Origin of the sequence: Comamonas suwonensis, assembly GCF_012844455.2 — a bacterium.
GTDB lineage: Bacteria > Pseudomonadota > Gammaproteobacteria > Burkholderiales > Burkholderiaceae_C > Comamonas > Comamonas suwonensis.
Map to the genome: position 1 here is coordinate 93232 of NZ_JABBCQ020000005.1, position 15829 is coordinate 109060.

At 58.6% G+C, this 15829-nt stretch carries 17 protein-coding genes; 10 read left to right on the forward strand and 7 right to left on the reverse strand.

From position 1 onward, the window contains the following. The first annotated feature begins 3 nt into the window (after positions 1-3). From HF327_RS07195 to trpC, 4 genes are all read left to right on the forward strand, one after another. On the forward strand, positions 4-585 hold the full coding sequence (locus tag HF327_RS07195; RefSeq protein WP_169107597.1) for an aminodeoxychorismate/anthranilate synthase component II: 582 nt from the start codon (positions 4-6) through the stop codon (positions 583-585). 119 nt (positions 586-704) lie between these two features. Further along, positions 705-1745: an anthranilate phosphoribosyltransferase gene (gene trpD, locus HF327_RS07200; RefSeq protein ID WP_169107758.1), complete on the forward strand. Its 1041-nt coding sequence runs from the start codon at positions 705-707 to the stop codon at positions 1743-1745. Further along, positions 1742-1903 (forward strand): hypothetical protein, encoded by a 162-nt coding sequence (locus tag HF327_RS07205; protein WP_169107598.1) that lies wholly within the window; start codon positions 1742-1744, stop codon positions 1901-1903. Before trpD ends, HF327_RS07205 begins: the two co-directional genes overlap by 4 nt. Next, a complete protein-coding gene (gene trpC / locus HF327_RS07210; RefSeq protein WP_169107599.1) occupies positions 1896-2696 on the forward strand; it encodes an indole-3-glycerol phosphate synthase TrpC in 801 nt (266 codons plus the stop codon). The genes HF327_RS07205 and trpC overlap by 8 nt, the downstream gene beginning before the upstream one ends. Before the next feature lie 22 nt (positions 2697-2718). Here trpC and HF327_RS07215 read toward each other — a convergent pair whose 3' ends face one another. Further along, positions 2719-3123, reverse strand: a complete 405-nt coding sequence (locus tag HF327_RS07215) for a winged helix-turn-helix domain-containing protein (protein WP_169107600.1) — start codon at positions 3121-3123, stop codon at positions 2719-2721. Between the two features lie 172 nt (positions 3124-3295). Here HF327_RS07215 and HF327_RS07220 point away from each other — a divergent pair, with 172 nt between their 5' ends. After that, complete coding sequence (locus HF327_RS07220) at positions 3296-4033, forward strand: uracil-DNA glycosylase (protein ID WP_169107601.1); 738 nt, start codon at positions 3296-3298, stop codon at positions 4031-4033. Between the two features lie 9 nt (positions 4034-4042). Here the strand turns inward: HF327_RS07220 and HF327_RS07225 are convergent, their stop codons facing one another. The 4 genes from HF327_RS07225 to HF327_RS07240 form a co-directional block, all read right to left on the reverse strand. Continuing rightward, positions 4043-5005 carry a DMT family transporter gene (locus HF327_RS07225; protein ID WP_328701764.1) on the reverse strand — a complete coding sequence of 321 codons (963 nt, stop codon included), beginning with the start codon at positions 5003-5005 and terminating at the stop codon, positions 4043-4045. A 68-nt stretch (positions 5006-5073) separates the two neighbouring features. Further along, the gene (locus tag HF327_RS07230) at positions 5074-5934 is read right to left on the reverse strand and encodes a Wzz/FepE/Etk N-terminal domain-containing protein (protein ID WP_169107603.1); all 861 of its coding nucleotides are present in this window, start codon (positions 5932-5934) and stop codon (positions 5074-5076) included. A gap of 127 nt (positions 5935-6061) precedes the next feature. Next, positions 6062-7150, reverse strand: a complete 1089-nt coding sequence (gene queA / locus HF327_RS07235) for a tRNA preQ1(34) S-adenosylmethionine ribosyltransferase-isomerase QueA (RefSeq protein WP_169107604.1) — start codon at positions 7148-7150, stop codon at positions 6062-6064. A gap of 87 nt (positions 7151-7237) precedes the next feature. Further along, positions 7238-8458 carry an HD-GYP domain-containing protein gene (locus HF327_RS07240; RefSeq protein ID WP_169107605.1) on the reverse strand — a complete coding sequence of 407 codons (1221 nt, stop codon included), beginning with the start codon at positions 8456-8458 and terminating at the stop codon, positions 7238-7240. A gap of 149 nt (positions 8459-8607) precedes the next feature. Between HF327_RS07240 and recG the strand changes: the two genes are divergently transcribed. From recG to HF327_RS07260, 4 genes are all read left to right on the forward strand, one after another. Continuing rightward, positions 8608-10806, forward strand: a complete 2199-nt coding sequence (gene recG, locus HF327_RS07245; protein WP_169107606.1) for an ATP-dependent DNA helicase RecG — start codon at positions 8608-8610, stop codon at positions 10804-10806. 143 nt (positions 10807-10949) lie between these two features. After that, complete coding sequence (locus HF327_RS07250) at positions 10950-11918, forward strand: LysR substrate-binding domain-containing protein (protein ID WP_169107607.1); 969 nt, start codon at positions 10950-10952, stop codon at positions 11916-11918. A 145-nt stretch (positions 11919-12063) separates the two neighbouring features. After that, a complete protein-coding gene (gene ubiA, locus HF327_RS07255) occupies positions 12064-12954 on the forward strand; it encodes a 4-hydroxybenzoate octaprenyltransferase (RefSeq protein ID WP_169107608.1) in 891 nt (296 codons plus the stop codon). Between the two features lie 212 nt (positions 12955-13166). Beyond that, positions 13167-13820 carry a DUF1269 domain-containing protein gene (locus HF327_RS07260; protein WP_169107609.1) on the forward strand — a complete coding sequence of 218 codons (654 nt, stop codon included), beginning with the start codon at positions 13167-13169 and terminating at the stop codon, positions 13818-13820. A gap of 93 nt (positions 13821-13913) precedes the next feature. Here the strand turns inward: HF327_RS07260 and proC are convergent, their stop codons facing one another. Beyond that, positions 13914-14753, reverse strand: coding sequence for a pyrroline-5-carboxylate reductase (gene proC, locus HF327_RS07265; protein ID WP_169107610.1), 840 nt, complete (start codon positions 14751-14753; stop codon positions 13914-13916). Next, complete coding sequence (locus tag HF327_RS07270) at positions 14750-14953, reverse strand: hypothetical protein (protein ID WP_169107611.1); 204 nt, start codon at positions 14951-14953, stop codon at positions 14750-14752. The genes proC and HF327_RS07270 overlap by 4 nt, the downstream gene beginning before the upstream one ends. A 153-nt stretch (positions 14954-15106) precedes the next feature. Here HF327_RS07270 and aqpZ point away from each other — a divergent pair, with 153 nt between their 5' ends. Beyond that, a complete protein-coding gene (gene aqpZ / locus HF327_RS07275) occupies positions 15107-15805 on the forward strand; it encodes an aquaporin Z (RefSeq protein ID WP_169107612.1) in 699 nt (232 codons plus the stop codon). Positions 15806-15829: the final 24 nt, after the last annotated feature.

The following is a 15829-nucleotide window of genomic DNA, read 5'->3' on the forward strand; positions in this document are numbered from 1 at the left end:
ACCATGAAACTGCTGATGGTCGATAACTACGACAGCTTTACCTACAACATCGTTCAGTACTTTGGTGAGCTGGGTGCCGAGGTGACGGTGGTCCGCAACGATGAAGCCAGCGTGGCCGAAGTGCAAGCGCTGATCGCTCGCGAAGGCATTGAGCGACTGGTGATTTCGCCCGGCCCCTGCTCGCCCAACGAGGCGGGCATATCGGTGGCGGCGATCCGGCATTTTGCGGGCAAGCTGCCGATTCTGGGCGTGTGTCTGGGCCACCAGAGCATTGGTGCGGCGTTTGGTGGCGACATCATTCGCGCTGGCCAGCAAATGCATGGCAAAACCAGCGTCATCCACACCGATCAGAAGGGCGTGTTTGCCGAGCTGCCCAAGGCGTTCACGGTCAACCGCTATCACTCGCTGGTGATCGACAAAAACACGCTGCCGGACTGCCTTGAAATCACGGCCACCAGTGAAGATGGTGAAATTCAGGGCGTGCGCCATAAAACGCTGGCGATTGAGGGCGTGCAGTTTCACCCCGAGAGCATTCTGACCGAGCATGGCCATGCCATGCTCAAGAACTTTCTGGATCAGAAGTAAGCCGGGTTTTACTCATTAATCAATAGCTGCTGGCGCTCGTCTTATCTGGGTTTGAGAATGAAAATGATAAGAAAGCTAGTAAAGACAAACGCAAACAGCTCTTAAAAACATAGAGAGATATTGCAATGATTACTGCCCAGGAAGCGCTGCAACGCACGATCGAGCACCGCGAAATCTTCCACGACGAGATGCTGCATTTGATGCGCATGATCATGCGTGGCGAGCTGTCCCCGGTCATGACGGCATCCATCCTCACCGGCCTGCGCGTGAAGAAGGAAACGATTGGCGAAATCTCGGCCGCAGCCGAGGTGATGCGTGAGTTCTCCCACAAGGTGAACGTGCATGACAAGACCCATCTGGTCGACATCGTGGGCACGGGCGGCGATGGTGCCAACACCTTCAACATCTCCACCTGCTCCACCTTTGTGATTTCGGCGGCCGGTGGCAAGGTTAGCAAGCATGGTGGCCGCAGCGTCAGCAGCAAAAGCGGTAGCGCAGACGCGATGGAGGCGCTGGGCGTCAACATCAACTTGAACGCTGCGCAAATTGCGGACTGCATCCGCGACGTAGGCATCGGCTTCATGTTCGCGCCCAACCATCACCCCGCCATGAAGAATGTGGCGCCCGTGCGCAAAGAGCTGGGCGTGCGTACCATCTTCAATATCCTGGGCCCGCTGACCAATCCTGCCAGTGCTCCCAATATTCTGATGGGCGTGTTTCACGAAGACCTGGTCGGCATTCAGGTGCGCGCGCTGCAGCGCCTGGGTGCAGAGCATGCGCTGGTGGTCTATGGCCGCGATGGTCTGGACGAAATCAGCCTGGGTGCAGGCACGCTGGTCGGCGAGCTCAAAGATGGCGTGGTGCGTGAATACGAGGTCCACCCCGAAGATTTTGGTCTGCGCATGGCAGGAACGCGCTCGCTCAAGGTCGAGAACCCCGAAGAATCCAAAGCCATGCTGCTGGGTGTGCTGCAGGGTGAACAAGGCCCGGCACGCGATATCGTCTGCCTGAATGCTGGCGCGGCGCTGTATGCCGCCAATGTGGCCAGCTCCATAGCAGACGGTCTGGATCGTGCGCAAAAGGCCGTGGATAGCGGCGCGGCGCTGGCCAAGCTCAAGGACTTGGTGAGCTATTCACAAAGGCTGAGCACCGCGGCATGAGCCTGCTGGATGCCCCTATCTGGAACGATGCCGGCACCTGGATTGTGTTGGGTATCTCCCTTCTCTTTATCGTGGTCGGCATCGTGATGCACCGCGTCATCATGACGATCTTGCGCGGGCCGCAGGGCGACGCCACCAACAAGGAAAAACATGTCTGACATTCTGAAAAAAATCTGTGACGTCAAAGTCCAGGAAGTGGCTGCTGCCAAGAAGTCCATCCCCCTCACCGAGATGCGCCGCGATGCGGAAAGCCGTGTCTCCACGCGTGATTTTGTGGGTGCGATTCGCGCCAAAATCGCCAAGGGTCAGGCTGGTGTGATTGCCGAGGTCAAGAAGGCCAGCCCCAGCAAGGGTGTGATTCGAGCCGACTTCGACCCTGCCGATATCGCCCAGAGCTATATGGTGGGCGACGGCAAGGTCAGCGCGGCTTGCCTGTCGGTACTGACCGACCGCCAGTTTTTTCAGGGCCAGCCCGACTATCTGAAGCAGGCCCGCGCCAGCACGCTGCTGCCCGTGCTGCGCAAGGATTTCATGATTGATCCGTACCAAATCTACGAATCACGCGTGATGGGCGCTGACTGTGTGTTGCTGATTGCCGCCTGCCTGGATGACGCGCAAATGGCCGAAATGGAGCAGATTGCTTTCAATCTGGACATGGACGTGCTGGTGGAGGTGCATGACGGCGAGGAACTGCAGCGCGCACTCAAGCTGAAGACACCGCTGGTAGGCATCAATAACCGCAATCTGCGCAGTTTTGAGGTGGATATTCAGACCACGATTGCCCTCAAGAAGGATGTGCCTGCAGACCGCCTGCTGGTGACAGAGTCCGGCATCCTGACCCAGGCTGATGTGCAGACCCTGCGAGGTGCGGGCATCAATGCCTTCCTGGTGGGCGAGGCCTTTATGCGTGCCCATGAGCCGGGCGAAGCCCTGGCCAAACTGTTTCAGTAATCTGCAAACAAGCGGTGCAGGTTCAGGCCAGAACCTGCACATCCGCATCCAGAAAATAGCCCGCCCCACGCTTGGTCTTGAGCAGCGTCGGGGTGCGGTTGGACGGCTCCACCTTACGACGCAGGCGCAGCATCTGCACATCAATGGCCCGGTCAAAGATTTCGTCTTCAGCCTGCGTCATGTCCATGATCTGCTCGCGGCTCATGATCTGCCTGGGGCGCTTGAGCAAGACCAGCAGTAGCGCAAATTCGGTTTTTGTCAGGCCCACCTCCTGCCCCGCATCGCTGATGAGGCTGCGCGAGCGCAGGCGCAGTTCCCAGTCGGCGAATTTGAAGCCTTGTGGACCCAGATTGAAAGCAGAGCGGGCGGACGCAAAGAAGCCTTTTGGGGTTGTGGAGCCAGCTTGGGTGGCGGACGCGGTGTGCATAGATAACTCCTTGTGAGCCTGAGCCATCAAATGGTCAGCTGTACTGGAGTCAATTCTTTGCAATTGGTGACCATATGTCACTCACTGAAATCAGGTATTTTTAGCCTTAAATTTAGTGGAAACCCTTGGTTTTATGGGCTGTGAATCCCTCGGAAGTTGCGAAAATCCGCGTATGAACCTCACAAGCGCGAGTCTGACCCCGGACGAATCCACCCCCACGCAATTGCACAGTGCTGATCCGCAGGCCTGGCCTGTGGCACCTGGCTGGCAGGCGCTGACAGATGCCTTTTTTGAAGGGGCGACGGGGCAGAAGCTGCTGCAGTTTCTGCAGCAAAGACTGGATGCGAGCGCGGTTGTCTTCCCGCCCAAGCCTTTGCGAGCGCTGGAGCTGACGGCGCCAGAGGATGTGCGTGTCGTCATCCTGGGCCAGGACCCCTATCACGGCCGAGGTCAGGCCGAGGGGCTATCGTTTTCGGTCGCACCTGGCGTGCGCATTCCACCTTCGCTACAGAACATCTTCAAAGAAATGCTGCGCGACCTGGGCGCGCCATATCCCGCTTTTCCCCAGCCCGGTGGCAGTTTGGTTAGTTGGGCCGAGCATGGCGTGCTGCTGCTCAACACTTGCCTGACGGTTGAAGAAGGACAGGCCGCCAGTCACGCTAAAAAAGGCTGGGAAGCGCTGACCGACTCCATCATTCGGCATGTAGCCGAGCAAGGTCGTCCTACCGTTTTCATGCTCTGGGGCGCTCATGCCCAAGCCAAGCGTGTTTTCATTCCTGAGGATCGAGGGCACCTGGTGTTGATGAGCAATCATCCCTCACCGTTGTCGGCGCTGCGCTCGCCCGTGCCGTTTATCGGCAACGGGCACTTTGGTAAGGCCAAGGCGTTTCGCATCGAGCACGGGTATTGAGGCTGGGGGCTAGCGCGTTTCTCGCACCCCAAGCCAGACGCCAAGCAGGCCGCTGAGTGTGACAACGCTCATGCCTGCCAGTGACAGTGCATCCGGCATCTGCCCAAAGAACAGCCAGCCCATCAGCATGGCAAAGCCGATCTGACTGTAGAGAAATGGCGCCACGGTGGCTGGTGAGGCGTATGTGTAGGCCTGCAGCAGCATCAGGTGGCCAATGCCGCTGCAAAGCCCCATGACTGCAGCTGCAGCATAGATTTGCCAGTGGTCGATGGGCTGCCATACCCAACCTACCAAGGGCGTGGTCAACAAGATGGGTAGCCAGGTAGAGTAAATCTGGGTGGTGGAAGGGGAGTCCAGGCGCGAGAGGCGGCTGCCCAGTACTTGGTATGTGGTGCCGCAAATCAGCAAACCCACGGGCCAGAGAGCTGACAGGCCCAAACTATGGCCGTCATTTTCTGGGCGGACAATGACGATCACTGCGAGCAAGCCCATCACTAGCAATGCCCAGCGCGCAGTGCTGACTCGCTCTTTAAAAATGAGCGCAGAGGCCACGACGATAAACAGGGGAGCTGCAGACCAGATGGCAGTGAAGTTGGCCAGAGGCATGCTCTGAATGCAGAAAAATGCGCAAACTGTGGTCAAGAGACCGGCAACGGCTCGCAGCAACTGAAATTTCAGGTGTGGGGTTTTGAGTGCGCCAAAGCCGTGCCTTGGCAAGACCAGAGCGCTGGTCACGCAGGCCTGCGCCAGAAAGCGTAGCCACAGCACCATGAGTACGGGTAGAAGCTGGCCGCTGAATTTGGTGGCACTATCCAGAACCGCAAATAGCGCACAGGCTGCAACGGTGAGTATGACGCCAAGAGCTGCAGACTGTGCTGACGGCGAGAGAAAAGAGAGCCGGCGAGAACACATATCTGGGGCGAGTTGATGTGGCGATGGTAGTGAAGCAAGGCGGGAATTCTGGGATGGCATCACTATCCATTGCGCGAATAAAAAAAGCCCGCGAAGGTTGACGCGGGCTTGAGAGGCGATTGTTTGATTTACCAGGGCATCGCGCTGCGAATGCGGGCCAGCTTTTCGGCTTGTTCAGGCGAAGACTCTTTGGCCGTGCGCAGGGCTTGTCGAATGAAAACGAACAGCAGCAATACAAAGGCCGTCGCGACTGCGCCACCAATGGCCAGTAGTGATTTCTTGGGTTTGATGGATTGCTCAGGCAAGGTTGGCGTCTGAATGACGTCGTCCTTGTCCAGACCTTCGATACGGCGCTCCATATCCAGAATAGCTCTTTGGCGACCGCTGTTGGCCGAAAGAAGCTCGCCATAAAGGCGGCTGGTCGCTTCGCTCACGCTTTTGCCAGATGCAATATTGGTGGCAGTCTCATGCTCCAGCTTGAGAGCTTCTTGCAAGCGTACTTTCTCGCTATCCAGCTGCATTTGAAGCTGCTTCTTCTCTAGGCCGCGCGGCTTGCTGAACGGGAAAAGCGTGTCCAGCAAAGCCTGGTTCAACTTTTGAGCGGCTTCAGGCGATTTAGCTTGTGTCTCAATGTTCAGCAGCTTGTCTTGTTTGCCGACGCTGACCTTAATGCGTTTGCTGAGTTTTTTGTAAATTTCTTCGGCGGTCAGACCGTCATCCAGGCCTGCAACGGGGGCAATCTGGTGAAGAACGTCGGCGGACATCACCAAGCTGGCGGCCATAGGGGCCGAGAAGCTTGATCCAGGGCGCTCTACTTGAACAGCGGAGCTGCTTTCGAAAGTCTTTGGAATGACAAAACCAATGCCAAATGCCACGATTCCTGCGATCAGTGGCCCAAAAATTAAAAGCTTCCAGTTTTCTGCGAGTGTGACCAGGAGATCCAGCAGATCAAGCTCTTCATCTTGTGGGTTTTGGTTTTGTATTTCCATTGAGTTCTTACGAATGAGCAAATATTTTGACTAAACCGAAGAATCTACCACCAAGCAGTGATTCAAGTTGCATTTCATGTAACTCGATATTCCAAGTGCATGAAATGCAAGTTCACTTTGTCGTTAATCAGCGCTTGCGCTCCAGCAACATCGAGTCGCCGTAGCTGAAGAAGCGGTAGTGCTGGGCAATCGCATGTTGGTACATGCCCATGATGTGCTCATAGCCAGCGAAGGCGCTGACCAGCATCATCAGCGTGCTTTTGGGCAGGTGAAAGTTGGTGATCAGCATGTCCACGACCTGGTACTGAAAGCCGGGGGTGATGAAGATGCTGGTGTCGCCCGTAATATTGCCGTATTTGGCCCAGGATTCCAGCGTGCGCACGGTGGTCGTGCCTACGGCGATGATTCGGCCGCCGCGCTGGCGGCAGCGCTCCATGGCGGCTAGCGTGGCCATAGGGACGTCGTACCACTCGCTGTGCATGGTGTGGTCGGCCAAGTTTTCGGTCTTTACGGGCTGGAAGGTGCCTGCGCCTACGTGCAAAGTGACGCTGGCGCGCTCCACGCCCTTGGCTTCGAGGGCGGCGAGCACGGATTCGTCAAAGTGCAGGGCGGCTGTCGGTGCTGCTACCGCACCGGGGTGGGCTGCAAACACGGTTTGATAGCGCTCGCTGTCTTCTTTTTCGTCAGGGTCATGCTCGGCGTTTTGCTGGCGCTCGATATAGGGGGGCAGCGGCAGGTGACCGAACTGCTCCAGCAAATCGTAGGGCGACGCGCCGTTGATGCCTTTGAAGGAAAGGTGAAACAGCGGGCCGTTTTCATCGGGCCAGCGGCCCAGCAGGGTCGCTTCAAACCCGCCATTTTTCAGACCGCCGCACAGGTGAATTTTTGCGCCGGGCAAGGGTTTCTTGCTCACGCGCATATGGGCTACGACTTCGTTGTTCTGCAGCACGCGCTCAACCAGAAGCTCAATCTTGCCGCCGCTGGCTTTTTCGCCAAAGACGCGTGCCTTGATGACTTTGGTGTCATTGAAGACCAGCAGATCGCCGCTCTGCAGCAGATCGGGCAGTTCGCGGAAGATTCGGTCGGTGGGTGGGAGGCTACGGCCATCAAGCAGGCGCGATGCGCTGCGAACGGCGGTGGGATGCTGGGCAATCAGCGACTCTGGCAGGTCAAAGTCGAAATCGCTGAGAGTGAATTCACGGGTGCTGGAAGACATGCGGGGCTTGAGGGCCGAACGGGGCCCGTTCCAAGTTCAATCAAACAAGTGTGCGATTGTCTCAAATCACCATTAGGGCTGCAGCCCTCAGGGGTGTGCCGTAGTGAAACCGTGCCACAAATCTTCCAGATTCTTGAAAGGCCAGTCCGCAGGATCTTCACGCCCGGTGATGCTGTTGCGGGCAATGGGCGTGGCCAGGTCCACAATCTCGGGGGTAATGCGCCGCTGTTCGCGCAGGCAGTAAAAGCGCTTGACCTGCGGAGTCAGCAGGCGGCTTTCAGAGACATCAATCACCACGGCCAGATGCTCGGACTGCAGGCGCACCAAAGATCCCAGAGGGTAGATGCCGACGGTCTGAACAAATTGCTCAAAGATGCTCTTGTCGAACTGCTGAGGGGCCCACTGCGCCATGCGCTGTAGTGCAATGGCCGGCTGCCAGCCTTCCTTGTAAGGGCGGTCTGAGGTGATAGCGTCATACACATCGCAAATAGATGCCATGCGAGCCAGCAGGCTGATTTCGCCCTGTTTCAAACCATCAGGGTAGCCAGAACCATCCACTTTCTCATGGTGATGCAGGCAGGCCTCGGTAATAGCCTCATCCAGCCCCAGTGGCTGAAGAATCTCGAAGCCCCATTGCGAATGCGCTTTCATGATGGCCCATTCCTGCTGGTCCAGCGGGCCGGGCTTGTTGAGCACGGCCAAGGGAACGCGGGTCTTGCCTACATCGTGCAGCAGGCCTACCAAACCTGCCTGGCGCACGCTGTCATCGTCCTGCCCCATGCGGCGCGCCAGCCCAATCATCAGCGCCCCCACGGCGATGCTATGCATATAGGAGTAGTTGTCGGCCGTCTTCAAGCGCACCAGGCTGATCAGTGCATGAGGATTGCGCTTGATGGAGAGCGTCATCTCATCGACCAGTTGCACCGATGCAGGTAGATCCGGCGAGTGGCCGAGCCGGATGTCCTGGAGCATGGTCTTGAGCGTTTCGCGGGCCTGACCAATGATTTCGCGGGCCTGATGCAGCTCCTTGCTGGTGCTGATGGGCTTGATCTGCGGGGCGGGTTGCTGATCTGCCTCATCGGCAGGCGAAGCGACCTCTTTAGCGGCGACTATTTCGACCGGCAGGTCCGCGCCTTTGCTGGTATCTATCCACACCTGACGGACAGTGGTTGCACGCAGACGCTCAAGGTCACTGGGCTGAGTGAGCAGGAAACGGGTGCGCAGAAAGGGGTGTTCCATCCATGAGCCACAAAACTCGTGCACAAACATTTCAGGGCAGAGGTGCTCGACAGCAATGCGCTTCAACATGGAATATCAAAAAAACATAGGGTAACAAATTGAGATGTTAGCGATTTTGACGGCAGCTCGCTGACAAACGGCTGCTGGAAAACGTGCAAAATGCTGTATATAAATACACTATTTGCCTGTGAGTGGGCAGTGTAGCCAAGGAGTCTGAGTTGTCTGTGTCAAAAAAGCCTGTTGCCGAGCCGAAGCCTGCTGCTAAGGCAGATTCCGCCAAGCGCGGTGCTGGCCGTGCCAAGAAGGCTGGGGCAGACACTGAGGCTGCGCCCAAAAAGACCATCAGCCCAGCCCAGCAAGCGCTTATCAAGCTAGGGCTGACGCGTGATATCGATCTGGCCCTGCACCTGCCGCTGCGTTACGAGGATGAAACCCGCATCACCCCGCTGAAGAACGCACGGGATGGCGATACGGTGCAGATCGAAGCCAGGGTTATGCATAGCGAGGTGCAATTGCGTCCCCGGCGCATGCTCAAAGTTACCGTGGATGACGGCACAGGCACTTGCCTGCTGACCTTTTTCAGCTTCTACCCGTCGCAGCAAAAAACCATGGCCGTGGGTGCGTGCCTGCGCATCAGGGGCGAGGTCAAGGGCGGCTTCTGGGGGCGGCAGATGATGCACCCGGCCTTTCGCGTGGCGGGCGGTGAGCTGCCCACGGCGCTGACGCCTGTCTATCCCGCTACGGCCACGCTGCCCCAGGCGTATCTGCGCCGGGCTATTGCCACGGCCTTGCTGCGTGCTGATCTGGCAGAAACCCTGCCGCATGGTGAGCAGCCCCCTGTGGCGCAGTTTTATGGTCAAAACGGCTTGCAGCCCTTTTATGATCTACGCAATGCGCTCACCTTTTTGCATCACCCGACGGCGGATGTAGCGCTGGTCACGCTGGAAGATCACTCCCACCCCGCCTGGCAGCGCCTGAAGGCTGAAGAGCTGCTGGCCCAGCAACTGTCGCAATACGAAGCCAAGCGCGAGCGAGCCAGGCTGCGTGCTCCGGTGCTCAAGCCGCTGGCGGACATGCCAGACCTGACGCAGCAATTCCTGGCCCAGCTGCCGTTTGGCCTGACCGGGGCGCAGCAGCGTGTGGTGGCCGAGATTCGAAACGATATGGAGCGCCGCATTCCCATGCACCGCCTGCTGCAGGGCGATGTGGGGTCGGGGAAAACCGTGGTGGCAGCACTCTCGGCCATGGCCTGCATTGAGGCAGGCTGGCAATGTGCACTGATGGCACCTACCGAAATTCTGGCCGAGCAGCATTTTGGCAAGCTGGTCGGCTGGCTGGAGCCGATTTTGGGGCCCTTGGGCAAAAAGGTGGCATGGCTGGCGGGAGCGCAAAAGAAGAAAGAGCGGGGCGAAATGCTGGCGCTGGTGGCCAGCGGCGAGGCCGCGCTGGTCGTCGGCACCCACGCAGTGATTCAAGACCAGGTGCAATTCAAAAATCTGGCGCTGGCGGTGATTGATGAGCAGCATCGCTTTGGCGTGGCCCAGCGTCTGGCGCTGCGGCAAAAGCTGGCGGCGACGGGGCTTGAGCCGCATATGCTCATGATGAGCGCCACGCCCATCCCGCGCACGCTGGCCATGAGCTATTACGCCGACCTCGATGTTTCCACCATCGACGAGCTGCCGCCGGGGCGCACGCCCATCGTCACCAAGCTGATTGGTGACAGCCGCAAAGACGAGGTGATTGAGCGCATTGCGGCGCAGGTCACCAGCGGCAGGCAGGTGTACTGGGTTTGCCCGCTGATTGAAGAGAGCGAGGCGCTGGACCTTTCCAACGCCACGGCCACGCATGAACATTTGAGCGAGATGCTGCCAGGCGTCATGGTCGGCCTGCTGCATTCGCGCATGCCCACGGCTGAAAAAAAGGCCGTGATGGAGCTGTTCTCGGCCGGCATCATGGGCGTGTTGGTCTCCACCACCGTGATTGAAGTCGGTGTGGACGTGCCCAACGCCAGCTTGATGGTGATTGAGCATTCCGAGCGCTTTGGCCTCTCGCAGCTGCACCAGTTGCGTGGGCGCGTGGGGCGCGGAGCCGCCGCATCGGCTTGCGTGCTGCTTTATTCGGTGAACGACAACGGGAGACTGTCCGATACCGGCAAAGAGCGCCTGCGCGCCATGGCTGAAACCAATGACGGCTTCGAAATCGCCCGGCGCGACCTGGAAATTCGTGGCCCTGGCGAGTTTCTGGGTGCGCGGCAATCAGGCGCAGCCATGCTGCGCTTTGCCGATCTGGAGCAGGATGTGCTGCTGCTGGACTGGGCGCGAGAACTGGCGCCACGTATGCTTGAACAAAACCCCATGCTGGCCGCGCGCCATGTCAGCCGCTGGTTGGGTGGAAAAGCCGAGTATCTAAAGGCCTGAAAACGGCTAATGTGTGCTGAAACGTAACTGGTTATGCTGTTTTAGGAATATCTGTAATCCTTTGCCGATCCGATATGTGATTGAATGCAAGAAAAGAGATGAGTCAATGCTGTTATTGATAGTCTCAATTACCCACTCTCTAAATGACTCTCACTGAATTGAAGTACATCGTGGCCGTGGCCCGGGAAAAGCACTTTGGCCGTGCTGCCGAAGCCTGCTACGTCTCCCAGCCCACGCTGTCCGTGGCCATCAAGAAGCTGGAAGAAGAGCTGGATGTCAAGATTTTTGAGCGCAGTGCTGGGGAAGTGTCGGTGACCTCGCTGGGCGAGGAAATCGTGCGCCAGGCACAAAGCGTGCTGGAGCAGGCCAGCGAGATCAAAGAAATTGCCAAGCGTGGCAAGGACCCTCTGTCCGGCGTACTGACGCTGGGTGTGATCTACACCATCGGCCCTTATCTGCTCCCGGATCTGGTGCGCAACTCCATCAACATGACGCCGCAAATGCCGCTGATGCTGCAGGAGAACTTCACCATCAAGCTGCTGGAGATGCTGCGCACGGGTGAGATTGACTGCGCCATCATGGCCGAGCCTTTCCCGGATACCGGTCTGGCGCTGGCCCCACTCTACGATGAGCCCTTCATGGCCGCCGTTCCCAGTGCGCACCCGCTGGCCCAAAAAACCAGCGTCTCCACCACCGATCTCAAGAACGAGACCATGCTGCTGCTGGGTGCGGGCCACTGCTTCCGTGACCATGTGCTGGAGGTCTGCCCCGAATTTGCGCGCTACGCCAGCAATTCCGAAGGCATTCGCCGCACGTTTGAAGGCTCGTCGCTGGAAACCATCAAATACATGGTGGCTGCTGGCATGGGCGTGACCTTGGTGCCGCGCCTGTCCGTGCCCGAAGAAGCGCTGGTTGCCACCGAGCGCCGCCGCCGCGTGGATGAGCCACATATCCGCTACCTGCCCATTCATGAGGAAGACGGCATTGCGCCGCCCACCCGCCGCGTGGTGCTGGCATGGCGCCGCAGCTTTACGCGTTATGAAGCGATTGCGGCACTGCGCAACGCTGTGTATGCCAGCCCGCTGCCCGGTGTGCAGCGTCTGTCCGAGTAAAAATCGTTCGCAGTGGCAGACTCTTCCCAAGGCCGCTGAATGCGGCCTTTTTCATGCTCGCTGAATGGCTATGTGGCTGCGACGGTGACGGTGCTGCGTTTATGCGCGGCACAATAAGCGCAGCCGTAAACCCAAGACTTTTGCCATGACTGCCTCCAACCCCATCGCTCCAGCAGCGCAGCGCAGCCGCCTGTCGCTGTATCTGGATTTGATTCGCTTTAACCGCCCTGCTGGCTGGCTGGTGCTGGTCTGGCCCACGCTGGTGGCGCTGTGGGTCGCATCCAATGGCTTTCCGGGCTGGCATTTGCTCATTGTCTTTGTGCTGGGCACGGTACTCATGCGCAGCGCGGGCTGCACCATCAACGACATTGCAGACCGCGACTTTGACCGGCATGTGAAGCGCACTACCAATCGCCCCATCACCAGTGGGCAGGTCTCTGTCAAAGAGGCTGCCATGGTCGGCCTGGTGCTCACGCTGATTTCATTCGGTCTGGTGCTGTCTACGCGCTGGGAAGCGGTGGCATGGTCGGTGCCGGCGGTGTTGTTCACCATCCTCTACCCCTTCACCAAACGCTTTTTTGCCATGCCCCAGGCCTTTCTGGGCATTGCGTTCAACTTTGGCATCGTGATTGCCTTTGCGGCGGTGGCGGGCGAGGTCAACGCCACGGCGTGGACGCTATGGCTGGCCAATATGTTTCTGGTGCTGGCCTATGACACCGAATACGCCATGGTGGATCGTGACGATGATTTGAAGATCGGCATGAAGACCTCGGCCATCACGCTGGGCCGCTTTGATGTGCTGGGTGTCATGGTGTTTTTTGCTCTGTGCTGGGGGCTGACGGCCGGGGTGCTGGCGTCGTATCAGCTGGGCTGGCCGTTCTGGCTGGGCATGGGCGTGGCTGCTGCGCAGATCGTCTGGCACTACACACTGATTCGCAACCGCACGCGCGAGGGCTGCTTCGTGGCCTTCAGCAAGAGCCACTGGATTGGAGCCAGCATCTTTGCTGGCGTGGTATTGGGGTTTGCATTCCGATAGTAAATTTTTTTGATAGCTGGTTGCGTCCGTATAGAAAGCCTTTGAAGTGGTTTTGATTGATTTTTTGCTTCAGGGCATTACATGTTGTTTGGGCTTCATCAAATTTTTTTGATGTCTCTAGCCTGCTTCTTACTCTAGGCTGTTACCCAATCGTTCTGCGCATTCGCCGGTGCAGGTTTGGGGTGTTGAAAACATGAATAGGAGTGCTTGTTATGGATCAAAACGTCGTTGTTCTGAGCTTTGCCGAGGAAAGCAAGGCCTACCAAGCCTTGTCGGAGCTGAAGGCGCTGGCACTTCAGCAAAAGGTACAACTGATCAATGCTGCTGTCGTCAGCCGGGATCGCAATGGCACAGTCTCGGTCAAGGATGGAGCCAGTGATGGTGCCGATGCCACCGGGCCGCTGGCGGGCACATTAATCGGCGCCTTGGTTGGCCTGCTGGCCGGACCTCTGGGCGTGTTGCTGGGCAGCGCCTCGGGGGCACTGATTGGCAGCACGATTGCCATCGACAAGGCCAAGGATCGGCTGAGCGTGCTTGAACAGATGATGGATGCCATGCCCAATGGCTCCACCATGCTGATCGCCACGGTGGGCGAGTATGCGCAAGAGGTGATCAACGGCATGGTGCAGAAGCTCGACGGCAGCGTGATGCGCCGCCCTCTGGCTGTGGTGCAGGCAGAGGTGGATGCCCAGAACGAAGCCCAGGCCGCAGCGGCCAAGGAAGCGCGCCGCGTGCTGCGCGGCAAGCAGACCGAAGAGTGGCGCGAAAAGCTCGACGACTGGAAGGACGACCTGGGCGAAGGCCTAGAAAAGCTCAAGGCCCGCATAGAGCATGCTTTCAGTTCGGATAAGAAATCCGGCTCCTAGGATCTCAAACAGGGCGCAAGCAGCTATGAAAAAAGCCAGGCATTGCCTGGCTTTTTTCTGTGCGGGAAAAGCAAGTCCGAGCGACTTGCTGGCTTAGCGGCCAAACTCCTGCGCCAGCTCCTTGGCGCGGGCTTCGGCCTTGCGCATGGCCTCTATGAAATGCTCAGGCAGCTTTTGCTCTTGCATATGGGTGATGGCCGCATAGGTGGTGCCGCCTTTGCTGGTCACGCGCTGGCGCAGGACTTCGGCGCTTTCGCTGGAGCGGGCGGCCAGCTCAGAGCCGCCGGCAAACGTGGCCACGGCCAGCTTGTAGCTTTGCTCGGCAGAAAGGCCCATGTTCACGCCCGCCTGTGTCATGGCTTCGAGGAACAGAAACACATAGGCGGGACCGGAGCCGGAGAGTGCCGTCACGGCGTCCAGATGCTCTTCCTTGTCCACCCAGGTGAACTCGCCGGTGCTGCCAATCACGGATTCGATCAGGGCTTTACCAGCGGCGTCCACCTCGGGGCGGGCGAACAGGCCGGTCATACCCTTGCCTACCAGCGCGGGGGTATTGGGCATGGCGCGCACGATACGGCTGGTGCCGATCCACGCGGCCACGCTGTCGGTGGTGATGCCGGCGGCCACGCTCAGGTGCAGGGCGTTGCGGGTGTGGGCAGCGACCGGGACTGCTGCGTCTTTAAAGGACTGGGGCTTGACGGCCCATACGACCAGCTGGGCGCTTTGCAAGGCTTCAGTCGCAGCGGGAAGGGAATCGATGCCCAGATTGGTTTTCAGTGTTTCGCGTGCAGCTTCAAAAGGCTCGATCACGGTGATGGCGCTGGCCGGAACCCCTTGGCGAATCAGGCCGCCCATGATGGCGCTTGCCATATTGCCGCCGCCGATAAAGGCGATGGGCGGAAAAACGGTGTGAGAGGGGGAGGTCTGGCTCATGGTGATTCGATTCGGTCTGCAGTGGCGCAAATGGACGAGCCTGATTTCAGGCGCAGACCGGCACTATAAACCTGCGTCGCTGTGGTAGCGGTAAATGAGCGCTCCAGCACCAGCAGGTGATCGGGGCCGTCGGCCAGAATGCCCCGGCAGATGACAGGCGTTGTGACTGGTGCCGCCGTGCAGCCTGGAAAAGAACGCAAAAGCTCAAGACAGGCGAATGAACGATATGTCGTGGATTGTGCAAATCAGTGGCTTGTGCTTTTCGCAAGCCTCTTTTTAAGATGCATCTGCGATGCGTGCCGTGCAGCGCGGGGTTGCATGGGCGACCTTCAGCATGGGCGGGGAGAGCAATCATGTCATCCAATGTCAAGAAATGGTCCGCGGAGTTTCTGGGAACTTTCTGGCTTACCTTTGGCGGCTGCGGCAGCGCGGTACTGGCAGCGGCTTTCCCCGAAGTAGGCATCGGTTTGCTGGGCGTGTCCTTCGCGTTTGGCCTGACGGTGCTGACGGGCGCTTATGCGTTTGGCCCGGTCTCTGGCGGTCACTTCAACCCGGCGGTGTCGGTGGGCCTGGCGGTCGCGGGGCGTTTTCGCTTTGCCGAGCTGCCGGGTTACATCATTGCCCAGGTGCTGGGTGCCATCGTGGCTGCTGCTGTGCTGTATTTCATTGCCAGCGGCAAAGCCGGTGCCAATGTGACCGATTTGGCCACCAACGGTTTTGGCGAGCATTCGCCGGGCAAGTTCAATATGTTGGCTGCACTGGTGATTGAAGTGGTGCTGACTGCGGTCTTCCTGCTGGTGATTCTGGGCTCCACCTCGAAGAAGGCTGCTGTGGGCTTTGCGGGCATGAGCATCGGCCTGTGCCTGACGCTGATTCACCTGATCTCGATTCCCGTGACCAACACCTCGGTCAATCCTGCGCGCAGCACGGGCCCTGCATTGTTTGGTCCGGCCGTTGCCATGGAGCAGCTGTGGCTGTTCTGGCTGGCCCCCATTTTGGGAGCCATCATCGGCGCAGTGATTCACAAGGCGCTGCTGGGCGATGAGGAGTAATCAGCCGTCGCCATGTGCTGAATG

Excerpts from the sequence above, each read along its gene's own strand:
- HF327_RS07260 (WP_169107609.1), top strand. The coding sequence starts at position 13,167 with ATGGATCAAAACGTCGTTGTTCTGAGCTTTGCCGAGGAAAGCAAGGCC.
- HF327_RS07215 (WP_169107600.1), bottom strand. The coding sequence starts at position 3,123 with ATGCACACCGCGTCCGCCACCCAAGCTGGCTCCACAACCCCAAAAGGC.
- HF327_RS07220 (WP_169107601.1), top strand. The coding sequence starts at position 3,296 with ATGAACCTCACAAGCGCGAGTCTGACCCCGGACGAATCCACCCCCACG.
- ubiA (WP_169107608.1), top strand. The coding sequence starts at position 12,064 with ATGACTGCCTCCAACCCCATCGCTCCAGCAGCGCAGCGCAGCCGCCTG.
- HF327_RS07205 (WP_169107598.1), top strand. The coding sequence starts at position 1,742 with ATGAGCCTGCTGGATGCCCCTATCTGGAACGATGCCGGCACCTGGATT.
- queA (WP_169107604.1), bottom strand. The coding sequence starts at position 7,150 with ATGTCTTCCAGCACCCGTGAATTCACTCTCAGCGATTTCGACTTTGAC.
- HF327_RS07225 (WP_328701764.1), bottom strand. The coding sequence starts at position 5,005 with ATGCCATCCCAGAATTCCCGCCTTGCTTCACTACCATCGCCACATCAA.
- HF327_RS07230 (WP_169107603.1), bottom strand. The coding sequence starts at position 5,934 with ATGGAAATACAAAACCAAAACCCACAAGATGAAGAGCTTGATCTGCTG.
- trpC (WP_169107599.1), top strand. The coding sequence starts at position 1,896 with ATGTCTGACATTCTGAAAAAAATCTGTGACGTCAAAGTCCAGGAAGTG.
- HF327_RS07250 (WP_169107607.1), top strand. The coding sequence starts at position 10,950 with ATGACTCTCACTGAATTGAAGTACATCGTGGCCGTGGCCCGGGAAAAG.
- HF327_RS07195 (WP_169107597.1), top strand. The coding sequence starts at position 4 with ATGAAACTGCTGATGGTCGATAACTACGACAGCTTTACCTACAACATC.
- proC (WP_169107610.1), bottom strand. The coding sequence starts at position 14,753 with ATGAGCCAGACCTCCCCCTCTCACACCGTTTTTCCGCCCATCGCCTTT.
- HF327_RS07240 (WP_169107605.1), bottom strand. The coding sequence starts at position 8,458 with ATGTTGAAGCGCATTGCTGTCGAGCACCTCTGCCCTGAAATGTTTGTG.
- aqpZ (WP_169107612.1), top strand. The coding sequence starts at position 15,107 with ATGTCATCCAATGTCAAGAAATGGTCCGCGGAGTTTCTGGGAACTTTC.